Source organism: Micromonospora sp. NPDC047521, from assembly GCF_055587305.1.
In genome coordinates, this window is record NZ_JBVJGN010000012.1 from 15,940 (window position 1) to 37,116 (window position 21,177).

Annotated in this window: 25 protein-coding genes; 9 read left to right on the forward strand and 16 right to left on the reverse strand. The window is 72.0% G+C overall.

All coding sequences use genetic code 11. The annotated features are described in order from the left end of the window. The 3 genes from ACZ6N8_RS23815 to ACZ6N8_RS23825 all read right to left on the reverse strand — a co-directional run bounded on the left by ACZ6N8_RS23815 (position 1) and on the right by ACZ6N8_RS23825 (position 2,026). On the reverse strand, positions 1-399 hold the full coding sequence (locus ACZ6N8_RS23815; protein ID WP_466012763.1) for a hypothetical protein: 399 nt from the start codon (positions 397-399) through the stop codon (positions 1-3). Further along, complete coding sequence (locus tag ACZ6N8_RS23820) at positions 396-704, reverse strand: hypothetical protein (protein ID WP_466012764.1); 309 nt, start codon at positions 702-704, stop codon at positions 396-398. The genes ACZ6N8_RS23815 and ACZ6N8_RS23820 overlap by 4 nt, the downstream gene beginning before the upstream one ends. A 113-nt stretch (positions 705-817) precedes the next feature. Then, the gene (locus ACZ6N8_RS23825) at positions 818-2,026 is read right to left on the reverse strand and encodes an MFS transporter (protein ID WP_466012765.1); all 1,209 of its coding nucleotides are present in this window, start codon (positions 2,024-2,026) and stop codon (positions 818-820) included. Between the two features lie 275 nt (positions 2,027-2,301). On the opposite strand from ACZ6N8_RS23825, the gene ACZ6N8_RS23830 reads away from it, so the two are divergent. Further along, on the forward strand, positions 2,302-3,219 hold the full coding sequence (locus ACZ6N8_RS23830; RefSeq protein ID WP_466012766.1) for an EamA family transporter: 918 nt from the start codon (positions 2,302-2,304) through the stop codon (positions 3,217-3,219). On the opposite strand, the gene ACZ6N8_RS23835 is transcribed toward ACZ6N8_RS23830, so the two are convergent. The 6 genes from ACZ6N8_RS23835 to ACZ6N8_RS23860 all read right to left on the reverse strand — a co-directional run bounded on the left by ACZ6N8_RS23835 (position 3,182) and on the right by ACZ6N8_RS23860 (position 7,987). Further along, on the reverse strand, positions 3,182-4,105 hold the full coding sequence (locus tag ACZ6N8_RS23835) for a diacylglycerol kinase (protein WP_466012767.1): 924 nt from the start codon (positions 4,103-4,105) through the stop codon (positions 3,182-3,184). The two genes, ACZ6N8_RS23830 and ACZ6N8_RS23835, sit on opposite strands and share 38 nt — an antisense overlap. Before the next feature lie 137 nt (positions 4,106-4,242). Then, positions 4,243-5,193, reverse strand: a complete 951-nt coding sequence (gene tatC, locus ACZ6N8_RS23840) for a twin-arginine translocase subunit TatC (protein ID WP_466012768.1) — start codon at positions 5,191-5,193, stop codon at positions 4,243-4,245. Positions 5,194-5,211: 18 nt separating this feature from the next. Continuing rightward, positions 5,212-5,523, reverse strand: a complete 312-nt coding sequence (tatA, locus tag ACZ6N8_RS23845; protein ID WP_139584298.1) for a Sec-independent protein translocase subunit TatA — start codon at positions 5,521-5,523, stop codon at positions 5,212-5,214. 157 nt (positions 5,524-5,680) lie between these two features. Continuing rightward, complete coding sequence (locus ACZ6N8_RS23850) at positions 5,681-5,926, reverse strand: hypothetical protein (RefSeq protein ID WP_364365310.1); 246 nt, start codon at positions 5,924-5,926, stop codon at positions 5,681-5,683. 10 nt (positions 5,927-5,936) lie between these two features. Further along, a complete protein-coding gene (locus tag ACZ6N8_RS23855) occupies positions 5,937-6,992 on the reverse strand; it encodes a helix-turn-helix transcriptional regulator (RefSeq protein ID WP_466012769.1) in 1,056 nt (351 codons plus the stop codon). Further along, a complete protein-coding gene (locus tag ACZ6N8_RS23860; RefSeq protein ID WP_466012770.1) occupies positions 6,989-7,987 on the reverse strand; it encodes a helix-turn-helix transcriptional regulator in 999 nt (332 codons plus the stop codon). The genes ACZ6N8_RS23855 and ACZ6N8_RS23860 overlap by 4 nt, the downstream gene beginning before the upstream one ends. 129 nt (positions 7,988-8,116) lie before the next feature. Between ACZ6N8_RS23860 and ACZ6N8_RS23865 the strand changes: the two genes are divergently transcribed. Continuing rightward, positions 8,117-9,124, forward strand: coding sequence for a cation diffusion facilitator family transporter (locus ACZ6N8_RS23865; RefSeq protein ID WP_466012771.1), 1,008 nt, complete (start codon positions 8,117-8,119; stop codon positions 9,122-9,124). A 60-nt stretch (positions 9,125-9,184) separates the two neighbouring features. After that, on the forward strand, positions 9,185-10,270 hold the full coding sequence (locus ACZ6N8_RS23870) for a DUF3866 family protein (protein ID WP_387122244.1): 1,086 nt from the start codon (positions 9,185-9,187) through the stop codon (positions 10,268-10,270). A gap of 22 nt (positions 10,271-10,292) precedes the next feature. Here the strand turns inward: ACZ6N8_RS23870 and ACZ6N8_RS23875 are convergent, their stop codons facing one another. The 4 genes from ACZ6N8_RS23875 to rfbA form a co-directional block, all read right to left on the reverse strand. Continuing rightward, complete coding sequence (locus ACZ6N8_RS23875; protein WP_139584292.1) at positions 10,293-10,487, reverse strand: hypothetical protein; 195 nt, start codon at positions 10,485-10,487, stop codon at positions 10,293-10,295. Positions 10,488-10,544: 57 nt separating this feature from the next. Then, positions 10,545-11,903 (reverse strand): Pup--protein ligase, encoded by a 1,359-nt coding sequence (gene pafA, locus ACZ6N8_RS23880; RefSeq protein WP_089021075.1) that lies wholly within the window; start codon positions 11,901-11,903, stop codon positions 10,545-10,547. Positions 11,904-11,971: 68 nt separating this feature from the next. Next, positions 11,972-12,595 carry a dTDP-4-dehydrorhamnose 3,5-epimerase gene (rfbC, locus tag ACZ6N8_RS23885; protein WP_364365331.1) on the reverse strand — a complete coding sequence of 208 codons (624 nt, stop codon included), beginning with the start codon at positions 12,593-12,595 and terminating at the stop codon, positions 11,972-11,974. Further along, positions 12,592-13,482: a glucose-1-phosphate thymidylyltransferase RfbA gene (gene rfbA, locus ACZ6N8_RS23890; protein ID WP_466012772.1), complete on the reverse strand. Its 891-nt coding sequence runs from the start codon at positions 13,480-13,482 to the stop codon at positions 12,592-12,594. Before rfbA ends, rfbC begins: the two co-directional genes overlap by 4 nt. A gap of 87 nt (positions 13,483-13,569) precedes the next feature. Here rfbA and rfbB point away from each other — a divergent pair, with 87 nt between their 5' ends. From rfbB to ACZ6N8_RS23920, 6 genes are read left to right on the forward strand one after another with little or no spacing between them, the layout of a single operon-like run. Next, complete coding sequence (gene rfbB / locus ACZ6N8_RS23895; protein WP_466012773.1) at positions 13,570-14,571, forward strand: dTDP-glucose 4,6-dehydratase; 1,002 nt, start codon at positions 13,570-13,572, stop codon at positions 14,569-14,571. Continuing rightward, a complete protein-coding gene (rfbD, locus tag ACZ6N8_RS23900; RefSeq protein WP_466012774.1) occupies positions 14,568-15,455 on the forward strand; it encodes a dTDP-4-dehydrorhamnose reductase in 888 nt (295 codons plus the stop codon). Before rfbB ends, rfbD begins: the two co-directional genes overlap by 4 nt. Further along, positions 15,452-15,823: a DUF2304 domain-containing protein gene (locus ACZ6N8_RS23905; protein ID WP_139584287.1), complete on the forward strand. Its 372-nt coding sequence runs from the start codon at positions 15,452-15,454 to the stop codon at positions 15,821-15,823. Before rfbD ends, ACZ6N8_RS23905 begins: the two co-directional genes overlap by 4 nt. Further along, positions 15,816-16,517 (forward strand): glycosyltransferase family 2 protein, encoded by a 702-nt coding sequence (locus ACZ6N8_RS23910; protein WP_354828841.1) that lies wholly within the window; start codon positions 15,816-15,818, stop codon positions 16,515-16,517. Before ACZ6N8_RS23905 ends, ACZ6N8_RS23910 begins: the two co-directional genes overlap by 8 nt. Further along, positions 16,514-17,827: a lipopolysaccharide biosynthesis protein gene (locus ACZ6N8_RS23915; RefSeq protein WP_466012775.1), complete on the forward strand. Its 1,314-nt coding sequence runs from the start codon at positions 16,514-16,516 to the stop codon at positions 17,825-17,827. The genes ACZ6N8_RS23910 and ACZ6N8_RS23915 overlap by 4 nt, the downstream gene beginning before the upstream one ends. Continuing rightward, the gene (locus ACZ6N8_RS23920; RefSeq protein WP_466012776.1) at positions 17,824-18,852 is read left to right on the forward strand and encodes a glycosyltransferase family 2 protein; all 1,029 of its coding nucleotides are present in this window, start codon (positions 17,824-17,826) and stop codon (positions 18,850-18,852) included. The genes ACZ6N8_RS23915 and ACZ6N8_RS23920 overlap by 4 nt, the downstream gene beginning before the upstream one ends. Before the next feature lie 53 nt (positions 18,853-18,905). On the opposite strand, the gene prcA is transcribed toward ACZ6N8_RS23920, so the two are convergent. From prcA to ACZ6N8_RS23935, 3 genes are read right to left on the reverse strand one after another with little or no spacing between them, the layout of a single operon-like run. After that, complete coding sequence (prcA, locus tag ACZ6N8_RS23925; protein ID WP_364365349.1) at positions 18,906-19,742, reverse strand: proteasome subunit alpha; 837 nt, start codon at positions 19,740-19,742, stop codon at positions 18,906-18,908. 58 nt (positions 19,743-19,800) lie between these two features. Then, on the reverse strand, positions 19,801-20,640 hold the full coding sequence (prcB, locus tag ACZ6N8_RS23930; RefSeq protein ID WP_357991453.1) for a proteasome subunit beta: 840 nt from the start codon (positions 20,638-20,640) through the stop codon (positions 19,801-19,803). Continuing rightward, a complete protein-coding gene (locus ACZ6N8_RS23935) occupies positions 20,559-21,164 on the reverse strand; it encodes an endonuclease VII domain-containing protein (RefSeq protein ID WP_466012777.1) in 606 nt (201 codons plus the stop codon). The genes prcB and ACZ6N8_RS23935 overlap by 82 nt, the downstream gene beginning before the upstream one ends. Between the last annotated feature and the right edge of the window lie 13 nt (positions 21,165-21,177).

The following is a 21,177-nucleotide window of genomic DNA, read 5'->3' on the forward strand; positions in this document are numbered from 1 at the left end:
TCAGTTCGGAATGTGGATCACCGGTAGCTCGCCGTCGCCGTACCGGTCCTCGCCGGTCAGGATCGAGGCATCGCGGTCGAGCACGGCCAGCACTGTGCTCGCCAGGTCGACCCGGCCGGTCACCGTGCGCCAGTAGCTGAGTTCGTGCCAGGAGTGCCCGCCGGTGCCGAGCACCTCGCAGGCGTCCAAGGTCAGCAGCCGGTGCAGGGTCGCCCGGTCCTTCGGGTCGCTGACGAGCGCCAGGGCCTCCGCGGCGGTCACGGCGGTGACGCCGAACCTGTTGCGGTCCTGGATGACCTCGTGCAGCGGCTCACCGACATGCACCGACCCCGCCAGGTAGGCCAGCAGCGCCGACCGGTCCAGCACGAGCCGGACCGGCCGGTCGTCGTCGTTGGTCACGCGGCCGGCTGGTCGAGGGTGCCGGCGGCGGCGTCCAGCGCGTGCTGCCGTGCCCGGTCGCGAAGCGCGCTGCGGCGCTCCGGCGACCAGTCGGCCTCGACGGCGGCCCGACGGGCTCGGGCCTCGGCCACACCCTGCTCGGTGATCGGGATGCCCTGGTGGGCCAGCTCCGCGTCCAGGGCGTCCAGGCGCATCCGGTCACGGACGGCCTGGGTGATGTAGGCGCTCGCGTTGGACTCGCGCTCCAGGCGCTCCGCCACGTCGGGTGGCACCGAGATCGACAGTTTCCGCATCGCGCTGGTCATACCACGGACCGTACGCCGGTAGCACCGCGTTGGCCACCACATCGGCTGGTCGGCCCGCGCGGCCCCGACCCCGAACGGCCTGGACAGCACCGATCGGAACCGGGGCCACGCGCTCAGACGGCTCCTGCTTCGCGCAGGGGACGCCAGGCGAGCACGGTGATCACCACCATCACGACGGCGGCGATCCAGAACGGTGTGGTGATCTCCCAGGCGCTGGCGAACAGGCCGCCGAGGAGCGAACCCAGCGCGGCGCCGCCGAGATCCAGCAGCGCGTACACACTGCCGACGCGGCCGCGCAGGTGCGCCGGCACGACCCGCTGCCGGGTCGAGGTGACAGTGACGCCCCACACCATGGTGTGGATGCTGAACACGACCAGGACGACAGCGGCGATACAGGGGGTCGTCGTGATCGCAAGGGACACGTGCGTGACGATCTCGACGACCAGGCCGGCACGCAGTACGGCGACGCTGCCGAACGCCCGCGTGAGTTTCGCCGCGACCACGGTGCCGACCAGGCCGCCGACCGCGAACGCGGTCAGCAGCAGGCCGTAGCCGACGCCTGAGACACCCAGACGGTCCCGGCAGTACAGAACGAACACGGCGAACGCCGCCCCGAACGCGATGTTGCTCAGGCCCATGCTCACGGCGAGGACCCGCAGCAGCCGGTGCCTCGACAACCACCGCACACCAGCGGCGACCTCGGCAGGCAGCGAGGTACGCCGACGGGGTTCCTCGGAGCCCGGAACGCGTCCGATGCCCGCGACCAGCGCCGCGGAGATCGCGAACGTGAGCGCGTCGACCCCGAACGGCGCCGCGGCGGAGATGACGAACAACCACGCGCCGAGCGGCTTGGCGACGAACTGGTTGCCGACTGTGAAACTCGCGTAGAGCCGGGCGTTGGCGCTCGCCAACCTGTCGGGAGCGACCACCGCCGGGACCAGGGCGCCCATGGCGGTGTCCGCGAGGGTTTCTCCGGCACCCAGGAGGAAGAGCACCGCGTAGATGATGACCACTGTGACGGTGTCGGTCGCGACGGTGGCCGCCAACCCCGCCAGCGCGGCGGCGCGCACGACATTGACCACCACGACCACGCGGCGCCTGTCCAGGCGGTCGACGTAGGCGCCGCTGATCAGGGCGAACAGCAGCCAGGGCAGTTGCTGCGCGAAGACGGCTCCGGCGACGAAGGCCGGGTTGTCGGTGACGGAGGCGACAAGCAGCGGGCCGGCGGCCATCGTGACGCCGTCGCCGACGTTCGACACCGCCGCCGCGGTCCACAGTCTGGTGAAGTCCGCGCCCAGACGCGCGGATGAGGGGGCACGCAAAATAGCTCCTCGAGCCAGAGAAGGAAACGGTCGTCGTGGGACCGCTCCGCGGCGAGGAGCACCGGACCACCGGCGGAAATCCCCGGTGGCGCCCGATCAGTACCGGGCGGGCCCTCGCGGCGTAGCGGAGACCGTGACCAGGTCGAGGCGCATTCCAGCTCCCAACTGTGAATCAATACCGTTCCGGGCAGGGTACCGACCCATCGAGACCTCCGTATCCCCGAAGCGGGCCGGAGACACCGCCGCACGAGGGCCGGACCCGACCGCCTAGCGTCATGGCCGTGACCGACACCCTGCTGCCCGCGCCGAAGCCGGCCGCCACGCCACCGGAGCGCCGTGGTGGCGTCGCCGCCGTGGGGCTGGTGCTCGGCGGGGCGCTGTCGGTGCAGTTCGGCTCCGCGGTGGCCGCGTTGATCTTCCCGCGTACCGGGGTGGCCGGGGCGGTGACCCTGCGACTGACGATCTCGGCGGTGCTGCTGCTCGTCGTGTGCCGGCCCCGCCTGCGCGGGTACGACAGGTCGGCCTGGGTCGCGGCAGGGGCGTTCGGGCTGGCTCTGGCCGGCATGAACTCGCTGTTCTACCAGGCCATCGAGCGGATCCCGCTGGGTCCGGCGGTGACCCTGGAGGTGCTCGGCCCGCTGGCGCTGTCGGTGTTCACCGCCCGCCGGCTGGCCAGCTGGTGCTGGGCGGGGCTGGCGCTGGCCGGGGTGGCGCTGCTCGGGCAGGGCGGCTTCGACCGGCTCAACCCGGCCGGGGTGGCGTTCGCGTTCGGTGCGGGCGCGATGTGGGCCGCGTACATCGTGCTCAGCGCCCGGGTCGGCGGCCGGTTCCCCGGCGCGGACGGGCTGGCCCTGGCACTGAGCGTCGCCGCGCTTGTCACCCTGCCCCTGGGCATCGCCGACGGCGGCGCGGTGCTGTTCGACCCGACTGTCCTGGCGCTCGGCACGGCCCTCGCGGTGCTCGCCTCGGGCCTGCCGTACACGCTGGAGCTGCTGGCGCTGCGGCGGATGCCGACTGCCACCTTCGCGGTGTTGATGAGCCTCGGCCCGGCCATCGCCACCCTCGCCGGATGGCTGGTCCTGCGCCAGGCGTTGACAGTGCTGGAGTGCGCCGCCGTCGCGCTGGTCATCGCGGCCAGCATCGGGGCGGTACGGGTCAGCGCAGCAGCCGCAGGGCGCCCGGAACGGCGCTGATCGTCACCGGCAGGGCCAGGGAACGCTCCCCGTCGGCGTACGAGGTGATGCCGTCTGCGGTCAACTCCACTGTCCGGGCCCGGTAGCTGGTCACCAGCGGATGGCTGACGTGGGTGCCCTGGTAGATGCGCGGCTTCACCCGGATCAGGGTGCGCCGGTTGACCTGCCCGGCCACCACCACGTCGAGCAGCCCGTCGGTCGGGTCGGCGTCGGGACAGATCCGCATCCCACCGCCGTACGTGGGGCAGTTGCCCACCGCCACCAGCACCGCGTCCACCTCGTGCGGCACCCCGTCGAGGCGCAGCGTGTACCGGCGGGGCCGCAGCCGGGCCAGCTCGACCACGATCGCCAGGTCGTACCGGCGGGGGCCGCGCGGCCAGCGCATCCGGTTCGCCCGCTCGTTGACTATCGCGTCGAACCCGGCCGCCAGGACGGCCCCGTACCAGCGTTCGACGCCGTCGGTGTCGGTCATCCGGGCCAGGTCGACAGCGCGACTGCGGCCGGAACGCAGCGCCTCGGCGATCACCGCGACCGCCGCGAGCGGATCCGCCGGAAAGCCGGTGTCCAGGGCGAAGTCGTTGCCGGTGCCCGCCGGCACCGGACCGAACGGCACGTCGGTGCCGGCGACGGCCTGCACCGCCCGGTGCACCGTGCCGTCTCCGCCGACCGCCACCAGCGCACCGGCTCCCTCGGCGACCGCGGCACGGCACGCCGCCTCCGCCTCGACGGGGCTGGACGCGGACAGCAGCCGGACCGGCCGTCCAGCGGCGGCCAACCCGTCCAGCAACCGGGGCAGCAGGGCGCGGTGCCGACCCCGCCCCGCGGACGGATTGGCGAGCACGGCGACCGGGCCGGGCAGGTGATCGTCTGCGGTCACGGGCAGCACCGTACCGCTCGGACACCAGCAGTTCACCGGGGGCGGGCGCCGTCACGACCAGTCCTGTCGTCGGCGCTCGGCGTGACGCGACGACGCCGCCCCCGGCAGGCGGGGACGGCGTCGGTGAACCTGGCGGCGCGGGACCGTCAGGTCATGTCGTCGTACCGACGCTCGATCGGTGCGGGAGGGGCGATCGGCTCGGGAACACCGATCGGCGCGGTCGCGTCGACCCGCTGCCCGGCCACCACCGGATCCGCGTCGTACTCCAGCGGCGAAACCTCGTCGTCGTCGATGCCGGCGTAGATCTCCTTGCCGCGCCCCCGCCGCCGGTCGTTGAGGAACGCGATGCCCACCGCGCCGAAGTAGAGCGCCGACAGGCAGATCGCCAGTGCGGTCATCCCGAACGGGTCCGGGGTGGGAGTGACCACGGCGGAGAACGCGAAGAACACGAAGATCGCCACGCGCCACCAGCTGAGCAACCGCTTCGCGCTGGCGATGCCCACGAAGTTGAGCATCAACACGATCAACGGGAACTCGAACGCCACACCGAACAGCAGGATCAGGTTGGTGACGAAGGAGATGTACTTGGTGATCTCCAGTGTCGTGCTGATCTCGCTGTCCGAGATGCTGAGCAGGAACTCCAGGCCCTTGGCCGTCACGAAGTACGCCAGCACCGCGCCGGCCGCGAACAGCGGCGCGGCCAGGGCGGTGAAGAAGTACGCGTACCGCCGCTCGTGCCGGTGCAGGCCCGGCGCGATGAACGCCCACAGCTGGTAGAGCCAGACCGGCGCGGCCACGATCAACCCGACCCAGAGCGCGACCTTCAGATTGAGCAGGAACAGGTCGGCCGGGCCGAGCTGCACGAACTCGCACTTGCCGTTGACGATCCTGGCCTGCGGCAGGTCACAGTAGGGCTGCTGGAGCAGGTGCAGCACCGGCTTGGCCAGCCAGATGCCGAGGCCGAAGCCGATCAGGATCGCCACGGACGCGCGGAAGAGACGGTTGCGCAGCTCGCGGACATGCTCGATGAGCGTCATCGAACCGTCGGCGGCCCGCTCGAAACTGCTCGGGCCGCGTTTACGCAGGGCGAAGGCCACGGGACTCGGGCCCTTCGGTCAGTTGTCGCGGACGCGGTGCACCGGGTCGACGACCGGCTGCTGCGGCGGGGCCTGGTACGGCGCCTGCTGCGGCTGCCCGGCGTACGGCGCCTGCTGCCCGGCATGCGGCGGCAGCGGCTGGTAGCCGGCCTGCGCGTCGGCCTTCTCGGCGAGGTCGCGGTCGTCGTCCTGCAGGCTCTTGGTCTCGGCCTTGATGATCCGCAGCGAACGGCCGAGCGAGCGGGCCGCGTCGGGAAGCCGCTTCGCACCGAAGAGCAGGATCAGCACAACCACGAGAACTGCGATGTGCCACGGCTTGAGGGCACCCATGAGAAGCTCCAGTCGCTCTGTGTCCGGGGGTGGTACGCAGCCCATCGTACGTGCGGATCGGTCGGATGCCACCCGCCGGGCGGTGGTGGTCCGGCCCGGCCGGTGAAGTCTTGACCAACGTCCGATGATCCGTCAACCGCGCTGGCCGCCCGCGTCGTCAGCCGCGCTTGGCCTTGATCACCGCGAGTCGTTGCTGCGCGGTGTCGAGCTGCCGCTGGACCCCCTCGGCGCGCGCCTGCAACGCCTCGGCGGAATCCCGCAACGTCTCGGCCTCGGCGGCCCGCCGCTGCAACGCCACCGCGGCGCGACGCAGCCGGGGCAGTCGGGCCAGCACCGGGCGCACGGCAAGCGCCAACACCACGAGCGGGAGCAGCACCACCGCGAGCACGATCCAGATCAGCACGGCGGTCAGCCTACTGGGTGCGGCCGGCCACCGCCCGGTCACCCGACGGCGCGCTGTCCGCGTCGGCCTCGGGCGGCCGGGGCACGGCCGGGGGCACCGGCACGGCGTACGCGTCGAGCGCGGCGGCCGCCGTGGCCCGGACCTGCTCGGCCAGCTCGGGCGGGGAGACCACTGTGACCTCCGGGCCGAGGCCGAGCACGAACCGACGCGCCCACCCCAGGTCGGTCACCCGCAGCGAGACGAGCCACTGGTCGCCGTCGCCGGCCTCCACCCGCTCGCACGGGTAGTACTCGGTGATCCACCGCTCGCCCCGGCCGATCCGCAGGGTGATCAGCGGCAGATCCGGAGAGGGACGGAAGACGCCCTCGGTGAGGTCGTGCGGCACGGCCTGCGGGGGAACGGTGGCCGGCTCGTCCAGTTCGGTGATGGCGTCGATGCGGTCGGCCCGGAACAGCCGGACCGCCTCCGCGCGCCGGCACCACGCCTCGACGTACGCCCGACCGCCGACCATCAGCACCCGCAGCGGGTCGATCACGCGCTCGGTGGTCTCGTCCCGGGCCGCCGTGTAGTAGGTGATCCGCAGGGCCCTGCCGCCCTCGACAGCGGCGCGCAGCGCCTCCACCCGCCGGGTGTCCCCCGGCAGCCGTACCGCCACCGGTGCGCCCACCAGGTCGCCCGCGTCCTCGATCTTCGCCAGGGCGCGTTCGACGGCGTCCCGGTTGGCCGCCCCGGGTGTCTCGGCGAGCATCCGCAGCGCCACCACGAGCGCGAGGGCCTCGTCGGGGGTGAGCCGCAGCGGCCGGTCGATGCCGGCGTCGTAGGTGATCGTCACCCGGTCACCGTCGAACGCCATGTCGATGAGGTCACCGGGGCCGTACCCGGGCAGACCGCAGACCCAGAGCAGCTCCAGATCCTCCCGGAGCTGCCGTTCGGTGACACCCAGGTCACCTGCCGCCTCGGCGATCTCGATGCCCGGGCGGGCCAGCAGGTAGGGCACCAGGTTGAGCAGTCGGGCCAGCCGGTCGGCGGACGCGCGGGAGCCGCCCCGGGCGGCGGGGCGGGTCACCGGGCACCTCCGGCGCCGGCCAGCTCGTCGTGGCGCACGGCGATCTCCTTGAGTCGCTGGATGACCGCCTCGCGGACCTCCGGCGGGTCGAGCACCCGCACGTCCGGGCCGTACCCGACCAGGTGGCCGGCCAGCGAGTCCGGGTCGGCGTACGGAAGGACCAGCCGGTCGCCGTCCGACCCGGCGGTCACCTCGACCGCCCAGCGGCGCAGCCCGGCGGCCCGGCCCGACGCGGCCAGCACGGTGGCCCGACCGGTGCGCTCCACCGGCCCCGACCAGCGGGCCACGTGGCTGATCAGGTCTTCGTTGGCCGGCGGCTGGTAGGCGCCTGGCGCACCGGTCACCCGCACCGCGCCGACCACCCGGGACAGCCGGAAGCAACGGGTCGCCGCCCGGTCCAGGTCGTGACCCACCACGTACCACCTGCCACGCCAGCAGACCACGCCCCACGGCTGGAGCCGGCGACGGCTTGGCGCGTCGCGGTCCGGCACCCGGTAGTCGAAACCCACCTCCCGGCGGTCCCGGGCGGCGGCGGTCAGCGGCGCGAACGCCGGGTCGACGGTGACCATCGGCTCCAGGCCGAGAGTGGCCTGCGGGTCGACGTCCACCCCGGCGGCGCGCAGCTTGGCCAGCCCGGACGACGCGGCGGCGGCCAGCCCGGCGTGCTGCCACAGCCGGGCGGCGATGCCCACGGCTGCGGCCTCGTCCGGTTCCAGGGGGATGTCGGGCAGCGCGTACTCCCGGTGGGCGATCCGGTAGCCGGGCTCGGCGTCGAAGACGCTTGCCGTCCCCGTCTCCAACGGCACGCCCAGCTCACGCAGCTCGGCCTTGTCCCGTTCGAACTTGCGCTGGAACGCCTCGTGGTCACGAGCGTCGTCCGGATCGTGCTCGTAACCGGGCACGGTCGCGGCGATCTGCGCGGCGGTCAGGAACCGTCGCGTGGACAGCAGGCAGATCACCAGGTTGACCAGGCGTTCGGTGCGGGTCCGCGACACGGGTAGACGCTAGCAGCCGACGCGCCCGTGACGTGCACCCACGCGGGCGTGCCGCACACTTGTTCGGATCGGTGGTGTCCCGGACCACTAGCCGAGCGCCCCGTCGCCACCGGTCATAGGGTGATCCTCATGTCGCAGGCGGGGGCCAGACCGGAGAGCGAGAGCGTCGGCACCGTCGTCGTCGCGGGCGCCGCCAACCTCGCCATCGCGGTGGCCAAGCTGATCGCCGGGCTGATCTCCGGGTCGGCCGCGATGCTCTCCGAGGCCGCACACTCGGTCGCCGACACCACCACCGAGGTGCTGCTGTTCCAGGCGCTGCGCCGCGGCGCCCGACCGGCCGACCAGCGGCACCCCTTCGGGTACGGCAAGGAGAGCTACGTCTGGGCGTTCTTCGCCGCCATGTTCACGTTCGTCGCCGGCGCCGGTTTCGCCGTCACCCACGGCGTCACGACGATCCTGGTGCACGAGCACAGCGGCGACTTCCTCATCTCGTACGTCGTGCTGGCGGCGTCGTTCGTCATCGAGTCGATCTCGCTGGCCCGCGCCGTACGCCAGGTCCGCCGCGAGTCCCGGCGCTGGGAGACGACCCCGCGGCGGTTCCTGCGGCTGACCGCCGACACCACTGTCAAGGCGGTCTTCCTGGAGGACAGCGCGGCCCTGATCGGCCTGCTGCTGGCCGGCCTCGGAGTCGGCCTGTCGCACGCCACAGGCGACGAGCTGTGGGACGGCGTCGCGTCGATCCTCATCGGTCTGCTGCTGCTGACCGTGGCCGGCATCCTCGCCAGCAACAACCTGTCGCTGCTTGTCGGCCGGGCGGTGCCGGACCGGCTGCGCCGGGCGATCGAGCGGGAGCTGGCCGGGCTGCCCGAGGTGGAGCGCATCGACACGCTGCTGACCATGCAGCTCGGCCCGGACGACATCCTGGTCGCCGCCAAGGTCGACTTCCGGGACGAGGCCACCGGCGCGCAGATCGAGGCCGCCGCCGACGAGGCCGAACGGCGGCTCACCGACCGGTACCCGGAGATCCGCTTCGTCTTTCTCGATCCGACCCGTTCGCTGCCCGGCGCGACCGGGGGCGCCCGGGACACCCAGGCCCGGCCGAGCCCGGACGCCGGCGGAGATCCCGCGCCGAGCTGAACCGGCCGAGCGCCGCACCCGGGCGCGGCCCGCCCGGCACGCGCGGCTAGCGTGCCCGTCATGGTGCGATGGCGTACGGGGACTGTGGCGACGCTGCGACGGCAGTGGACCGGGGCGGTGGAGCTGGACGTCGACCTGCCCGACGGCACGCGGATGCGGGCGCTTGCGTACCCGGAACTGGTAGGCACCCCCGAGCCCGGCGACCGGGTGCTGCTCAACGCCGGCGCGCTGCTGATGGGGCTCGGCACCGGCGGGTACGCCCTGGTCGTGGCCCTGCCGGACCGGTTGCCGCCGGACCCGCCGGACGCCGGGGACACCCGCGACGCCGGGCACCTCGTCAAGGCCCGCTACACGCCGCTGCAACCGATCCTGCTCGGCGTCGACGAGGAGGCCTCCCCGCACCGCGCCGTCCTCGCCGACGCCGACGACCTGCACGGCATGCCTGTGGTGACCGCCGACCTGCACTCGGCACTGCCCGCGATCCTGGCCGGCATCCGCGCCGACGCCCCGCACGCCCGGGTGGCGTACCTGCTCACCGACGGTGGGGCGCTGCCGGCCTGGTTCTCCCGCACCCTCGCCGGGCTGCGCGCCGACCTGGCCGGCACGATCACCGTGGGGCAGGCGTTCGGCGGCGACCTGGAGGCCACCACACTGCACGGCGGCCTGCTCGCCGCCCGGCACGTGCTCGACGCCGACCTGGCAGTGGTCGCGCAGGGGCCCGGAAACCTGGGCACGGGCACCCGGTGGGGCTTCTCCGGGGTGGCCGTCGGCGAGGCGGTCAACGCGGTCGCCACGCTGGGCGGCCGACCGGTCGGCTCGCTGCGGATCTCCGCCGCCGACCCCCGCCCCCGGCACCGGGGCGTGTCACACCACAGCCTCACCGCGTACGGCCGGGTCGCGCTCGCCCCGGCGGAGCTGGTGGTCCCCGACGACCTGGAGCCGGCTCTCGCCGCCGAGGTGGACGCCGCGCTGGCGCCGCTGGCTGATCGGCACCGGATCGTCCGGGTGCCCACGGCGGGTCTCGACGCGGCGCTGCGGGCAAGCGTCGTGCCGCTGTCCACGATGGGCCGTGGCCTCGACGCCGACCACTCCTACTTCGTGGCCGCCGCCGCGGCCGGCCGGCACGCCGTCACCCGGCTCCCCTGACCGGCCCGCCGGCCACCAGTGCTCAGGCCAGGAAGATCAGGGCCAGCCAGCCGCCGACGATGAGGACCAGCGCGAGGGCCAGCACCCAGGTCGGCACTGTGTACTCGCCGCGGCGGTTCCGTTCGATCTCGGCGCGGATCTTCTCCCGCCGACGTTCGACCCAGTTCTGCCGCTCGGTGCCGCCCCCGGGGCGGTCGGAAGGTCCAGAAGTCGTCATGGCGCGCCCAGACTACCGGGCCGGCCCCGACACCACCGCCAGGGCCGGCCCGACCCGTCACATGCTGGCGATCAGCCGCTCCACGCGCTCGTCGTACGCCCGGAACGGGTCCTTGCAGAGCACGGTGCGCTGCGCCTGGTCGTTGAGCTTCAGGTGCACCCAGTCGACTGTGAAGTCGCGCCGCTTCTCCTGCGCGTGCCTGATGAACTCGCCCCGCAGCCGCGCCCGCGTGGTCTGCGGCGGGGTCTCCTTGGCCTCGAAGATCTCCGGGTCGGTGGCCACCCGGTCCACCTCGCCGCGGCGCTCCAGCAGCCCGTAGAGGCCACGGCCGCGCCGCACGTCGTGGTACGCCAGGTCCATCTGCGCGACCCGGGGGTGCGACAGCGGCAGGTCGTGCTTGCGCTGATACCGCTCGATCAGCCGCAGCTTGCTGACCCAGTCGATCTCCCGCGAGACGGGCTCCAGGTCACCGGTCTCCACCGCGTGCAGCACCCGGCCCCACAGCTCGACGACCCGCTTGGCGGCCTGGTCGCCGCCGCGGCGCTCGACGAACTCGGTGGCCTTGGCCAGGTACTCCTGCTGGATGTCCAGCGCGCTGACCTCCTTGCCGGAGGCCAACCGCACCTTGCGTCGGCCGGTGATGTCGTGCGACACCTCCCGGATGGCCCGGATCGGGTTCTCCAGCGACAGGTCGCGCATGACGACCCCGGCCTCGATCATCCGCAGCACGATGTCGGCGGTGCCGACCTTGAGCAGCGTGGTGACCTCGTTCATGTTGGAGTCGCCGACGATCACGTGCAGGCGCCGGTAGCGCTCGGCGTCGGCGTGCGGCTCGTCGCGGGTGTTGATGATCGGGCGGCTGCGGGTGGTCGCCGAGGAGACGCCCTCCCAGATGTGCTCGGCCCGCTGCGACAGGCAGTAGACCGCGCCGCGCGGGGTCTGCAGGACCTTGCCGGCTCCACAGATCAGCTGTCGGGTGACCAGGAACGGGATGAGCACGTCGGCGAGCCTGCCGAACTCGCCGTGCCGGGAGACCAGATAGTTTTCGTGGCAGCCGTACGAGTTGCCGGCCGAGTCGGTGTTGTTCTTGAACAGGTAGATCTCACCCGCGATGCCCTCGTCGTGCAGCCGCTTCTCGGCGTCGACGAGCAGACCCTCCAGGATCCGTTCGCCGGCCCGGTCGTGGGCGACCAGGTCGGTCACCGAGTCGCACTCCGGTGTGGCGTACTCCGGATGCGACCCGACGTCCAGGTAGAGCCGGGCCCCATTGCGCAGGAAGACGTTGCTCGACCGACCCCAGGAGACCACGCGACGGAACAGATACCGCGCGACCTCGTCCGGGGACAGCCGCCGCTGCCCGCGATAGGTGCAGGTGACGCCGTACTCGGTCTCGAGGCCGAAGATTCGCCGCTCCATGGTGTGACATTAGCCGCCCGGAGGCCCGGTTCGTCACTGTCAGACCACAGGTCGTGCCGCGGGGGCGGTCACATACCGGCTGAGTGCGACATTCCGTCCGGGCCGATGCTCGCCACGAACCGCCGGCAGTTGTCGTACTCGGGCAGCAGCCCCCGCTCGCGGGCCTGTGCGAGGGTCGGTGCCGCCTCGTCGCGCGCGGACAGCAGCGGAACCTCGGCGGGCCACTCGATGCCCAGCTCCTCGTCCAGCGGGTGCACGGCGTGCTCACCTGTCGGGTTGTACGTGGCCGAGCAGAGGTAGCTCAGCGTCGCGTCGTCGGTCAGGGCGCAGAAGCCGTGCCCCAGACCCTCGCTGAGGTAGACCGCCCGGCGGTCGGTGTCGTCGAGCCGGACGCCCTCCCAGCGGCCGAACGTCGGCGAGCCCACCCGCAGGTCAACGATCACGTCGAGCACGGCACCACGCACGCAGGTGACGTACTTCGCCTGCCCGGGAGGGACGTCGGCGAAGTGGACGCCCCGCACCACGCCGCGCGCGGAGACCGACATGTTGGCCTGGGCGAGGCGCAGCGGATGCCCCACCGCCTCGGCGAGCTTGTCGAAGCGGTACCACTCCATGAACATGCCGCGCGGGTCGCCGTGCTGCTGGGGGCTGATCTCCCAGGCGCCCTCGATGCTCAACTGCCGGATCTTCACCAGGAGGCCCCGGGGTTGCCGTCGCGCCCGGCCAGCAGACCGAGCAGGTAGTCGCCGTAGCCGCTCTTGGTCAGCGGGGCGGCCAGCGCGCGCAGCTGATCGTCGTCGATCAGGCCGGCCCGCCAGGCCACCTCCTCGACACAGCCGATCTTGAGACCCTGCCGCTCCTCGACCACCCGGACGAACTCGGCGGCCTGCATCATCGAGGTGAACGTGCCGGTGTCCAGCCAGGCGGTGCCCCGGTCCAGCACGGTCACCGACAGCTCCCCGGTCTCCCGGTACGCCTCGTTGACCGCCGTGATCTCCAGCTCGCCACGCGCGCTCGGGGTGAGCTTGCCGGCGATGTCGACCACCCGGTTGTCGTAGAAGTACAGCCCCGGCACCGCGTAACGGGACTTCGGCCGGGCCGGCTTCTCCTCGATCGAGAGCACCCGACCGTCGGCGTCGAAGTCGACCACGCCGTACTCCTGCGGGTTGGCGACCTGGTAGGCGAAGACCCGACCGCCGACGGGGTCACCGTGGTCGGCGAGCTGCCGACCCAGACCCACGCCGTGGAAGATGTTGTCGCCGAGGATCAGCGCCACCGCCTCGTCGCCGATGAAGTCCGCGCCGAGGATGAACGCCTGCGCGATGCCCTCCGGGCGCTCCTGGCTGACGTACTCCAGCCGCAGCCCGAACTGACTGCCGTCGCCGAGCAGCCGCCGGAACTGGTCCTGGTCCTCCGGGGTCGTGATCACCAGGATCTCCGAAACCCCGGACATCACCAGGGTGGAGAGCGGGTAGTAGACCATCGGCTTGTCGAAGACCGGCATCAGCTGCTTCGACACCGCCCGGGTGATCGGCCACAGCCGCGATCCGGTGCCGCCGGCAAGTAGGATTCCACGCACCGGCGAAGCCTACCGGCATGTATACGGAACGTGCGCGGGGGTCGCGTCCCACGGCCCGCGCCGAACGTCGCGTACACTTTCGGACCCGTGAGGATCCTCGTCACCGGCGGAGCCGGATTCATCGGGTCGGAGTACGTTCGACTGCTGCTGGGCAAGCCCCTGGGCAGCGCTGACGGCGTGCCACCGCTCGAACCGGCGGTCGTGACCGTGCTCGACAAGTTGACCTACTCGGGCAACCGGGCCAACCTCGACCCCGTCCGCGACGATCCCCGTCTGCGGTTCGTGCAGGGTGACATCTGCGACCCGGTCGTGGTCGACGAGGTCGTCGCCGACCACGACGTGATCGTGCACTTCGCCGCCGAGTCCCACGTCGACCGCTCGATCGCCGGCGCCGCGCCGTTCGTCACCACAAACGTGCTGGGCACCCAGACCCTGCTCGACGCCGCGCTGCGGCACGGCACCGGCCGGTTCGTGCACGTGTCCACCGACGAGGTCTACGGCTCCATCGACGAGGGCTCCTGGACCGAGACCTGGCCGCTGGCCCCGAACTCGCCGTACTCGGCGTCCAAGGCCGGCTCCGACCTGCTGGCCCTGGCCTACCACCGCACCCACGGCATGGACGTGGTCGTCACCCGCTGCTCCAACAACTACGGTCCGTACCAGTTCCCGGAGAAGGTCATTCCGCTGTTCGTGACCAACCTGCTCGACGGCGGGACGGTTCCGCTCTACGGCGACGGCGGCAACATCCGCGACTGGCTGCACGTGCACGACCACTGCCGGGGCATCGCCCTGGTCCAGCAGAAGGGCCGCGCCGGCGAGGTCTACAACATCGGCGGCGGCACCGAGCTGACGAACAAGGAGCTCACCGGCCGTCTGCTGGAGGCCTGCGGCGCCGACTGGGACCGCGTCGTGCCCGTCGCCGACCGCAAGGGCCACGACCGCAGGTACTCTCTCGACATCACCAAGATCAGCGAGGAGCTGGGCTACCGGCCCAGCATCACCCTCGAGGACGGCCTCGCCGACACCGTGCGCTGGTACCAGGAGAACCGTGCCTGGTGGGAGCCGCTGAAGTCGGCGCCCACCGCATGACCCGTCTCCTCGTCACCGGCGCCGGCGGGATGCTCGGCCGGGACCTGGTCACCGTCCTGGAGACCCGGCCCGACCTGAAGGTCACCGCCGCCGCCCGTGCCGACCTGGACGTCACCGACCCCGCCGCGGTCCGCGCCGCGGTCGCCGGGCACGACGTGGTGATCAACGCCGCCGCGTGGACCAACGTCGACGGCGCCGAAGCCGACGAGGCGGCGGCCACCGCCGTCAACGGCCATGGCGTGGCGAACCTCGCGGCGGCGTGCGCCACCGGCGGCACCAGGCTGATCCAGGTCTCCACCGACTACGTCCTCGCCGGCGACGCGGACTCCCCCTACCCGGAGGACGCGCCCACCGCGCCGGTCAACGCGTACGGGCGCGGCAAGCTGGTCGGCGAGCAGGCAATCGCCCGCCTGCTGCCGGACGCCGGGTACGTGGTCCGCACCGCCTGGCTGTACGGCGCGCACGGGCCGAACTTCGTGGCCACCATGCTGCGGCTCGCCGACCAGCGCGAGCACCTCGAGGTGGTCGACGACCAGCACGGGCAGCCCACCTGGTCGTACCGCCTGGCCGAGCGGCTGGTCGCGCTCGCCGACGCCGCCCTGGACGGTCGGGCGGCGCCCGGCGTCTACCACGGCACCTGTGCCGGCCAGACCACGTGGTACGGGCTCGCCCGCGCCGCGTTCACGCTGGCCGGTCTCGACCCGGACCGGATCCGACCCACCACCAGCGACCGGTATCCTCGTCCCGCCCCCCGTCCGGCGTACAGTGTGCTAGGGCACAGCCGTTGGGCGGTCGCGGGTCTGCCGCCTCTTCCGGATTGGCACTCCACCCTGGTTGACGCGTTCCACTCCCCCGCTCCACCCGCCCCGTGGAAGGTCGCATGAAGCTCACCCTCGTCACCGGCCTGACCGGCCTGCTACTGCTCGGCACCATCGTCGAGCTGCTGCGCCGCCGTCAGCTGCGGGAGAAGTACGGCATGCTCTGGCTCGCCGTGCTGATCATCGTGATTCCGCTGTCCCTGTTCCCCCGGCTGCTCGACAACGTCGCCGAACTCCTCGGCGTCGCGTCCGGTGTCAGCCTGGTGCTCTTCCTCGGCATCGTCTTCCTGCTGCTGGTGTGCGTACACCTCAGCTGGGAGGTAAGCGCCCTGGAAGAAGAGACCCGCACCCTGGCCGAAGACTTCGCCCTGCTCCGCGCGCAGATCGACGCGGACCGGGCGGCCCGAGACGAACTGGTGTCCACCGATGGTTAACGGCAAGCGCACCTTGATCATCATTCCGGCCCTCAACGAGTCGGGCTCGATCGCCGACGTCGTCGGCGAGGTCCGCGGCGAGCTGCCCGGAGTCGACGTGCTCGTCGTCGACGACGGCTCCACCGACCGCACCGCCGCGGTCGCCGCCGCCGCAGGTGCCCGGGTCGCGAAACTGCCGTACAACCTCGGTGTCGGCGGGGCCATGCGCCTCGGCTACCGGTACGCCCGGGACAACGACTACGACGTCGCCATCCAGATCGACGCCGACGGCCAGCACGACCCCCGGTACGTGCCGAAGCTCGTCGACCTGCTGGACGACAACGACCTGGTCATCGGCGCGCGCTTCGCCGGCGAGGGTGACTACAACGTCCGCGGCCCCCGCCGCTGGGCCATGGTCATGCTCTCCGGCGTGCTGTCCCGGGTGGCCCGCACGAAGCTCACCGACACCACGTCCGGCTTCCGGGCCGCCAACCGGCGGGTCATCGAGATGTTCGCCGGGTGGTACCCGGCCGAGTACCTCGGCGACACCGTGGAGACCCTCGTGCACACCGCCCGGCGTGGCTACCGCATCCGGCAGGTGCCGGTGGCCATGCGCAAGCGGATGGCCGGCACGCCCAGCCACTCCCCCGCCAAGGCGATGATCTACCTCGGTCGCGCGTTCGCGGTGCTCACGCTGGCGCTCATCCGCCGGTGATTCGACGGCTACTGAGCCTGGTCCCGCCCGGCACCGTCGCTGTCGGTGCCGGGCTGGCCCTTCTCGGGCTCGCCTCCTACGTGCATCTGGCAGTGGCCGGGCACAGCCTCACCGAGGCGGACTACAACTCGCTCTCGGTGCTCTGGACGATCGTGTTCACCCTGGGCATCGGCATGTTCATGCCCGTCGAGCAGGAGGTCGCCCGGATCATCGCCGCCCGTCGCAGCCAGGGGCTGCCGGCCGGTCCGGTCCTGGCGCGGGGTGGTCTGCTCGCGGCAGCCATCCTGCTCGGGCTGGTCACGCTGATCCTCGTCGCCCGCCAGCCGATCGCCGATCGGCTGTTCGGCGGCGACGGCACGATGGTCACCGTGCTCATCGGAGCGCTGGCCGCGCTGGCGGTCGCGCACACCACACGTGGCGTGCTCGCCGGGCTTCAGCTCTTCCCCTGGTACGGCACGCAACTCGCCCTCGACGGCGGGCTGCGCATCGCCCTGGTCGTCCTGCTCGGCCTCGCCGGCGTCACCTCGCCCGTGTGGTTCGGCGCCGTCCTGGTCATCGCGCCCCTGCTCGGCGTGGCGCTGACCACCCCGCCGGTCCTGCGGGCGGCCGGCGGCGGCACCGCCGTGGCCTGGACGACACTGGTACGTGGTCTGGGTCTGCTCGTGGTCTCCAGTCTCCTCGCGCAGGTCGTGGTCAACATCGGCGTGATCAACGTGAAGTTGCTCGACCCGAGCGACACCGCCACCGCCGGGGCCCTGCTGTCCGCGCTCGTCCTGGTCCGGATCCCGCTGTTCGTCTTCGCCTCGCTCCAGGCGTCGCTGCTGCCCGGCCTGGCCACCGCAGTCACCACAGGTGACCACGCCGCCTTCCGGAGTCTGCTCCGGCGGGCCCTGGGCGTCGTCACCGCGCTCGGCGTCGCCGGGGCGGTCCTCGCCGTCCTGCTCGGTCCCTGGCTGGTCCGCACCCTGTTCGACGCCCCGGACGTCCTCGGCCACGGCGACTTCGCCTGGCTCGCCGTCGCGACGCTCGCCTACCTGTGGGCGATGGTGTTCGGCCAGGTGCTGCTGGCGCTCAACAGGCACCGGGCGCAGGCCGTCGCCTGGTGCGTCGGCGTCGCGGTCCTCGTCGCCGTCACTCTCATCCCGCTCCCGGTCGCCCTGCGCGTCGAGATCGGGTACGCCAGTGGCTCGGTGATGGTGGCGGCCGTGATGGCCTTCCTGCTGCGCAACGCCGTCCGTCCCGGCCCCACCACCCCCCTCGCCCCCTCGCGCGACACCGTCGCTGTCGGCCCCACCGGAGGCACCCGATGATCCGACCACGGGTGAGCGCGGTCATGCTCGCCTACGGCCCGGAGCCGTACCTCGTCGACGCTGCTCGGGCGGTGCTGGCCAGTACCGACGTCGAGGTCGACCTCATCGTTGTCGACAACGGCTGCACGGGGGACGGCATCGACATCGTCAAGGGCCTGCCCGGGGTACGGGTGGTGCGGCCGGAGGAGAACACCGGCTACTCCGGCGGCTGCCGGGTGGGCGCGGCCGAGGCGACCGGGGACTGGCTCGTGTTCGTCAACTCCGACGCCGTGGTGGCACCCGACGCCGTGGCGAAGACGACGGCCGTGGCCGCCGAGCCGGGCGTCGGCGCGGCGATGGCGTCGATCCGGCTGGCCGACCAGCCCGAGTTGATCAACACCAGTGGCAACCCGCTGCACTTCACCGGCCTCTCCTGGGCCGGCGGAAACGGCGAGCCGGCGAGCGCCCACGCCCAGCGCAAGGTCGTTCCCTCGCTCAGCGGGTGCTGCTTCGTGATCAGCCGTCAGCTCTGGCGGGACCTCGACGGCTTCGCCGCCGAGTACTTCGCGTACCACGAGGACACCGAACTCAGCCTGCGGCTCTGGCAGCGGGGCCTGCGCCTCGAGTACGTGCCGGACGCCGTCGTGCTGCACCACTACGAGTTCTCGCGAAACGCCCTGAAGCTGTACCTCGTCGAGCGGAACCGGCTCGTCACCCTGCTCACCGCGTACGAGGCACGGACCCTCGTCGTGCTGTCACCCGCGCTGCTGCTCACCGAGGTCGCCATGCTCACCGCCGCGATCGTCGGCGGATGGTCCCGGCAGAAGGCGCGGGGTTGGGGCTGGCTGTGGCGCAACCGCGGCTGGGTACGCGCCCGCCGGCGGCAGCTGCAGACCGAACGTCGGGTGCCGGACGGGGTCATCGCGGAGCTGATGACCGGCCGTGTCACGCCCTCAGGTGTGCCCACCACGGCCGGGCTGGGCGTCTTCAACGCGGTCGCCGGCGGCTACTGGGCGCTGAGCAGGCCGCTGCTGCGCCGCCGGTGAAGCACGCGGTGCCGGGCTCGACGACGAGCCCGGCACCGCGTGATAGCCGATTCCTAGCGTTCGCCGCCCTCGGCCGGCCGGTCCTCGAGGTCCGCCGAACCCGCCGACGTGGTCGGCTTGTGCGCCTCAGTGGTCGGCACGGTGGGCTCCGCGCCGCCGCCCGCCCCGGCGGCCTGCCCGCCGGCCTCGACCTCGCCGTCCAGCAGCGCCGTCAGCGCGGCGCCGGTGATACGACGGAACGTACGCCCCACCCGCTGGCGGTCCAGGACGGCCACCTCGAGCTGGTTGGCGGCGATCGTCCGGGCGGCGCCACCCTCCCCACCGACGCTGCTCAGGGCCTGCACCGCTACCTTGGCCGCCTCGGCCAGGGACATGTCCGCGCGGTGCTGTGACTTCAGCACACCGGTGATCGCCTCGGCCTGGCCACCCATCGCCATGCGGCCCGGCTCGTCGTTGACCGAGCCGTCGTAGGTCAGCCGGTACAGCTCGTCGGCGTCCGCGGTCGGGCCGACCTCCGCCACGCAGATCTCCACCTCGAAGGGCTTCGACTGCTCGGTGAAGATCGCGCCGAGCGTCTGCGCGAACGCGTTGGCCAGGGCGCGGCCGGTGACGTCACGCCTGTCGTAACTGAGGCCGTTCAGGTCGGCCATCCGTACGCCGGCGCGGCGCAGGTTCTCGAACTCGTTGTACCTGCCGACCGCGGCGAACCCGATCCGGTCGTAGATCTCGCTGACCTTGTGCAGGGCGCTGGAGAGGTTCTCCGCGACGAAGAGGACCCCGCCGGCGTAGCTGAGGACCACCGCGCTGCGACCCCGGGCGATGCCCTTGCGGGCCAACTCGGAACGGTCCCGCATGATCTGTTCGGGAGAGGCGTAGAACTGCATTGCCACGGCGGCGATTCTCCTTACGGCGCTGTGCTGACGACTGCTGACTGGTGGGGCGCGGGTCTCAACCGCCCGGATTCTCCATCCGGCCGGCGACCACACCCTCGGCGATCGCGGCCGTCTCGGTGTCGGTCAGCCGGCGGGTGCCCTCGGCGGTCGCGGTCATCACCACCGGATAGATCCGGCGGGTCAGATCCGGTCCGCCGGTAGCGGTGTCGTCGTCGGCGGCGTCGTAGAGCGCCTCGACCGCGAGCCGGGTCGCGTCCTCGACGGACAGACCAGCCCGGAAACGCTTCTTCAGCGCCGACTTGGCGAAGAGCGAGCCGGAGCCGATGGCGTCGTACCCGGTCTCCTCGTAGGGGCCGCCCGTCACGTCGAAGCTGAAGATCCGGCCCGCCGTCGCCGCGTCACCCGCGGCCAGGTCGAAGCCGGCGAACAGCGGCACCACGGCCAGCCCCTGCATGGCGGCGCCCAGATTGCCGCGGATCATCGAGGCCAACCGGTTGGCCTTGCCGTCGAGCGAGAGCATCGCGCCCTCGATCTTCTCGTAGTGCTCCAACTCCACCTGGAACAGTCGCATCAACTCGATGCCGATGCCCGCCGTGCCCGCGATGCCGACAAGCGAGTACGCGTCGGCCGGGTGCACCTTCTCGATGTCCCGCTGGGCGATCAGGTTGCCCATGGTGGCCCGTCGGTCGCCGGCCATCACCACGCCGCCGGCGGCCGAGATGGCCACGATGGTGGTCGCGTGCGGCGCCAGGTCGGCGGCCATGCCCGGGGGCAGGGGTCGCCGGCCGGGCAGCATCTCGGGGGCCACCCGGCTCAGAAACGTGGTGAAGGACGACGTCCCCGCGTTGGTGAACACATCTGGTAGACGCCCGGATGGATCAAAGCCCGCTGCCACGTGGTTCCTCTCAGGTACGTGATCGCCCTGGCCAGCCTCATGGGACTGTCACGGAACTGGCCAAGACCACCGTTGCAGTTGAAGCAGAGTATCCCGCGCACCCATCCGGTGCGATGATCGTGGTCCAGATGTTGCGGGTCGGCCTCGCCACAGATGGCGCAGAGCCCGCCCTGTTCGGCCAGGAGCTCCTGGAACTCCTTCTCCCCGACGCCATAACGCCGCCGCAGGTGGTACTCGCGATCGCCGCCGTAGAGCCGCTCTTTGGCTTCCCTGGTCTTGGTGTTGTGGCAGGGCTTGCAGTAGGTGGCATAACCGGAGGCGTCCGCCCGGTTGTGCGGGAAGAAATCGAATGGCTTGACCGCGTTGCAGGACGGACAGAACTTGTGCCCCTCCGGCACGACACGACCTTCGCGCACTTCACGGTCGAACTTCGCCCTTACCCGACCCGCGTAGCTTGCCTTGGACCGCTCGTTGAAGCAGGGCTTGCAGTAACTACCTCGCCCACCCGGCCTCTTGGTGCTCACACAGAACTCATCG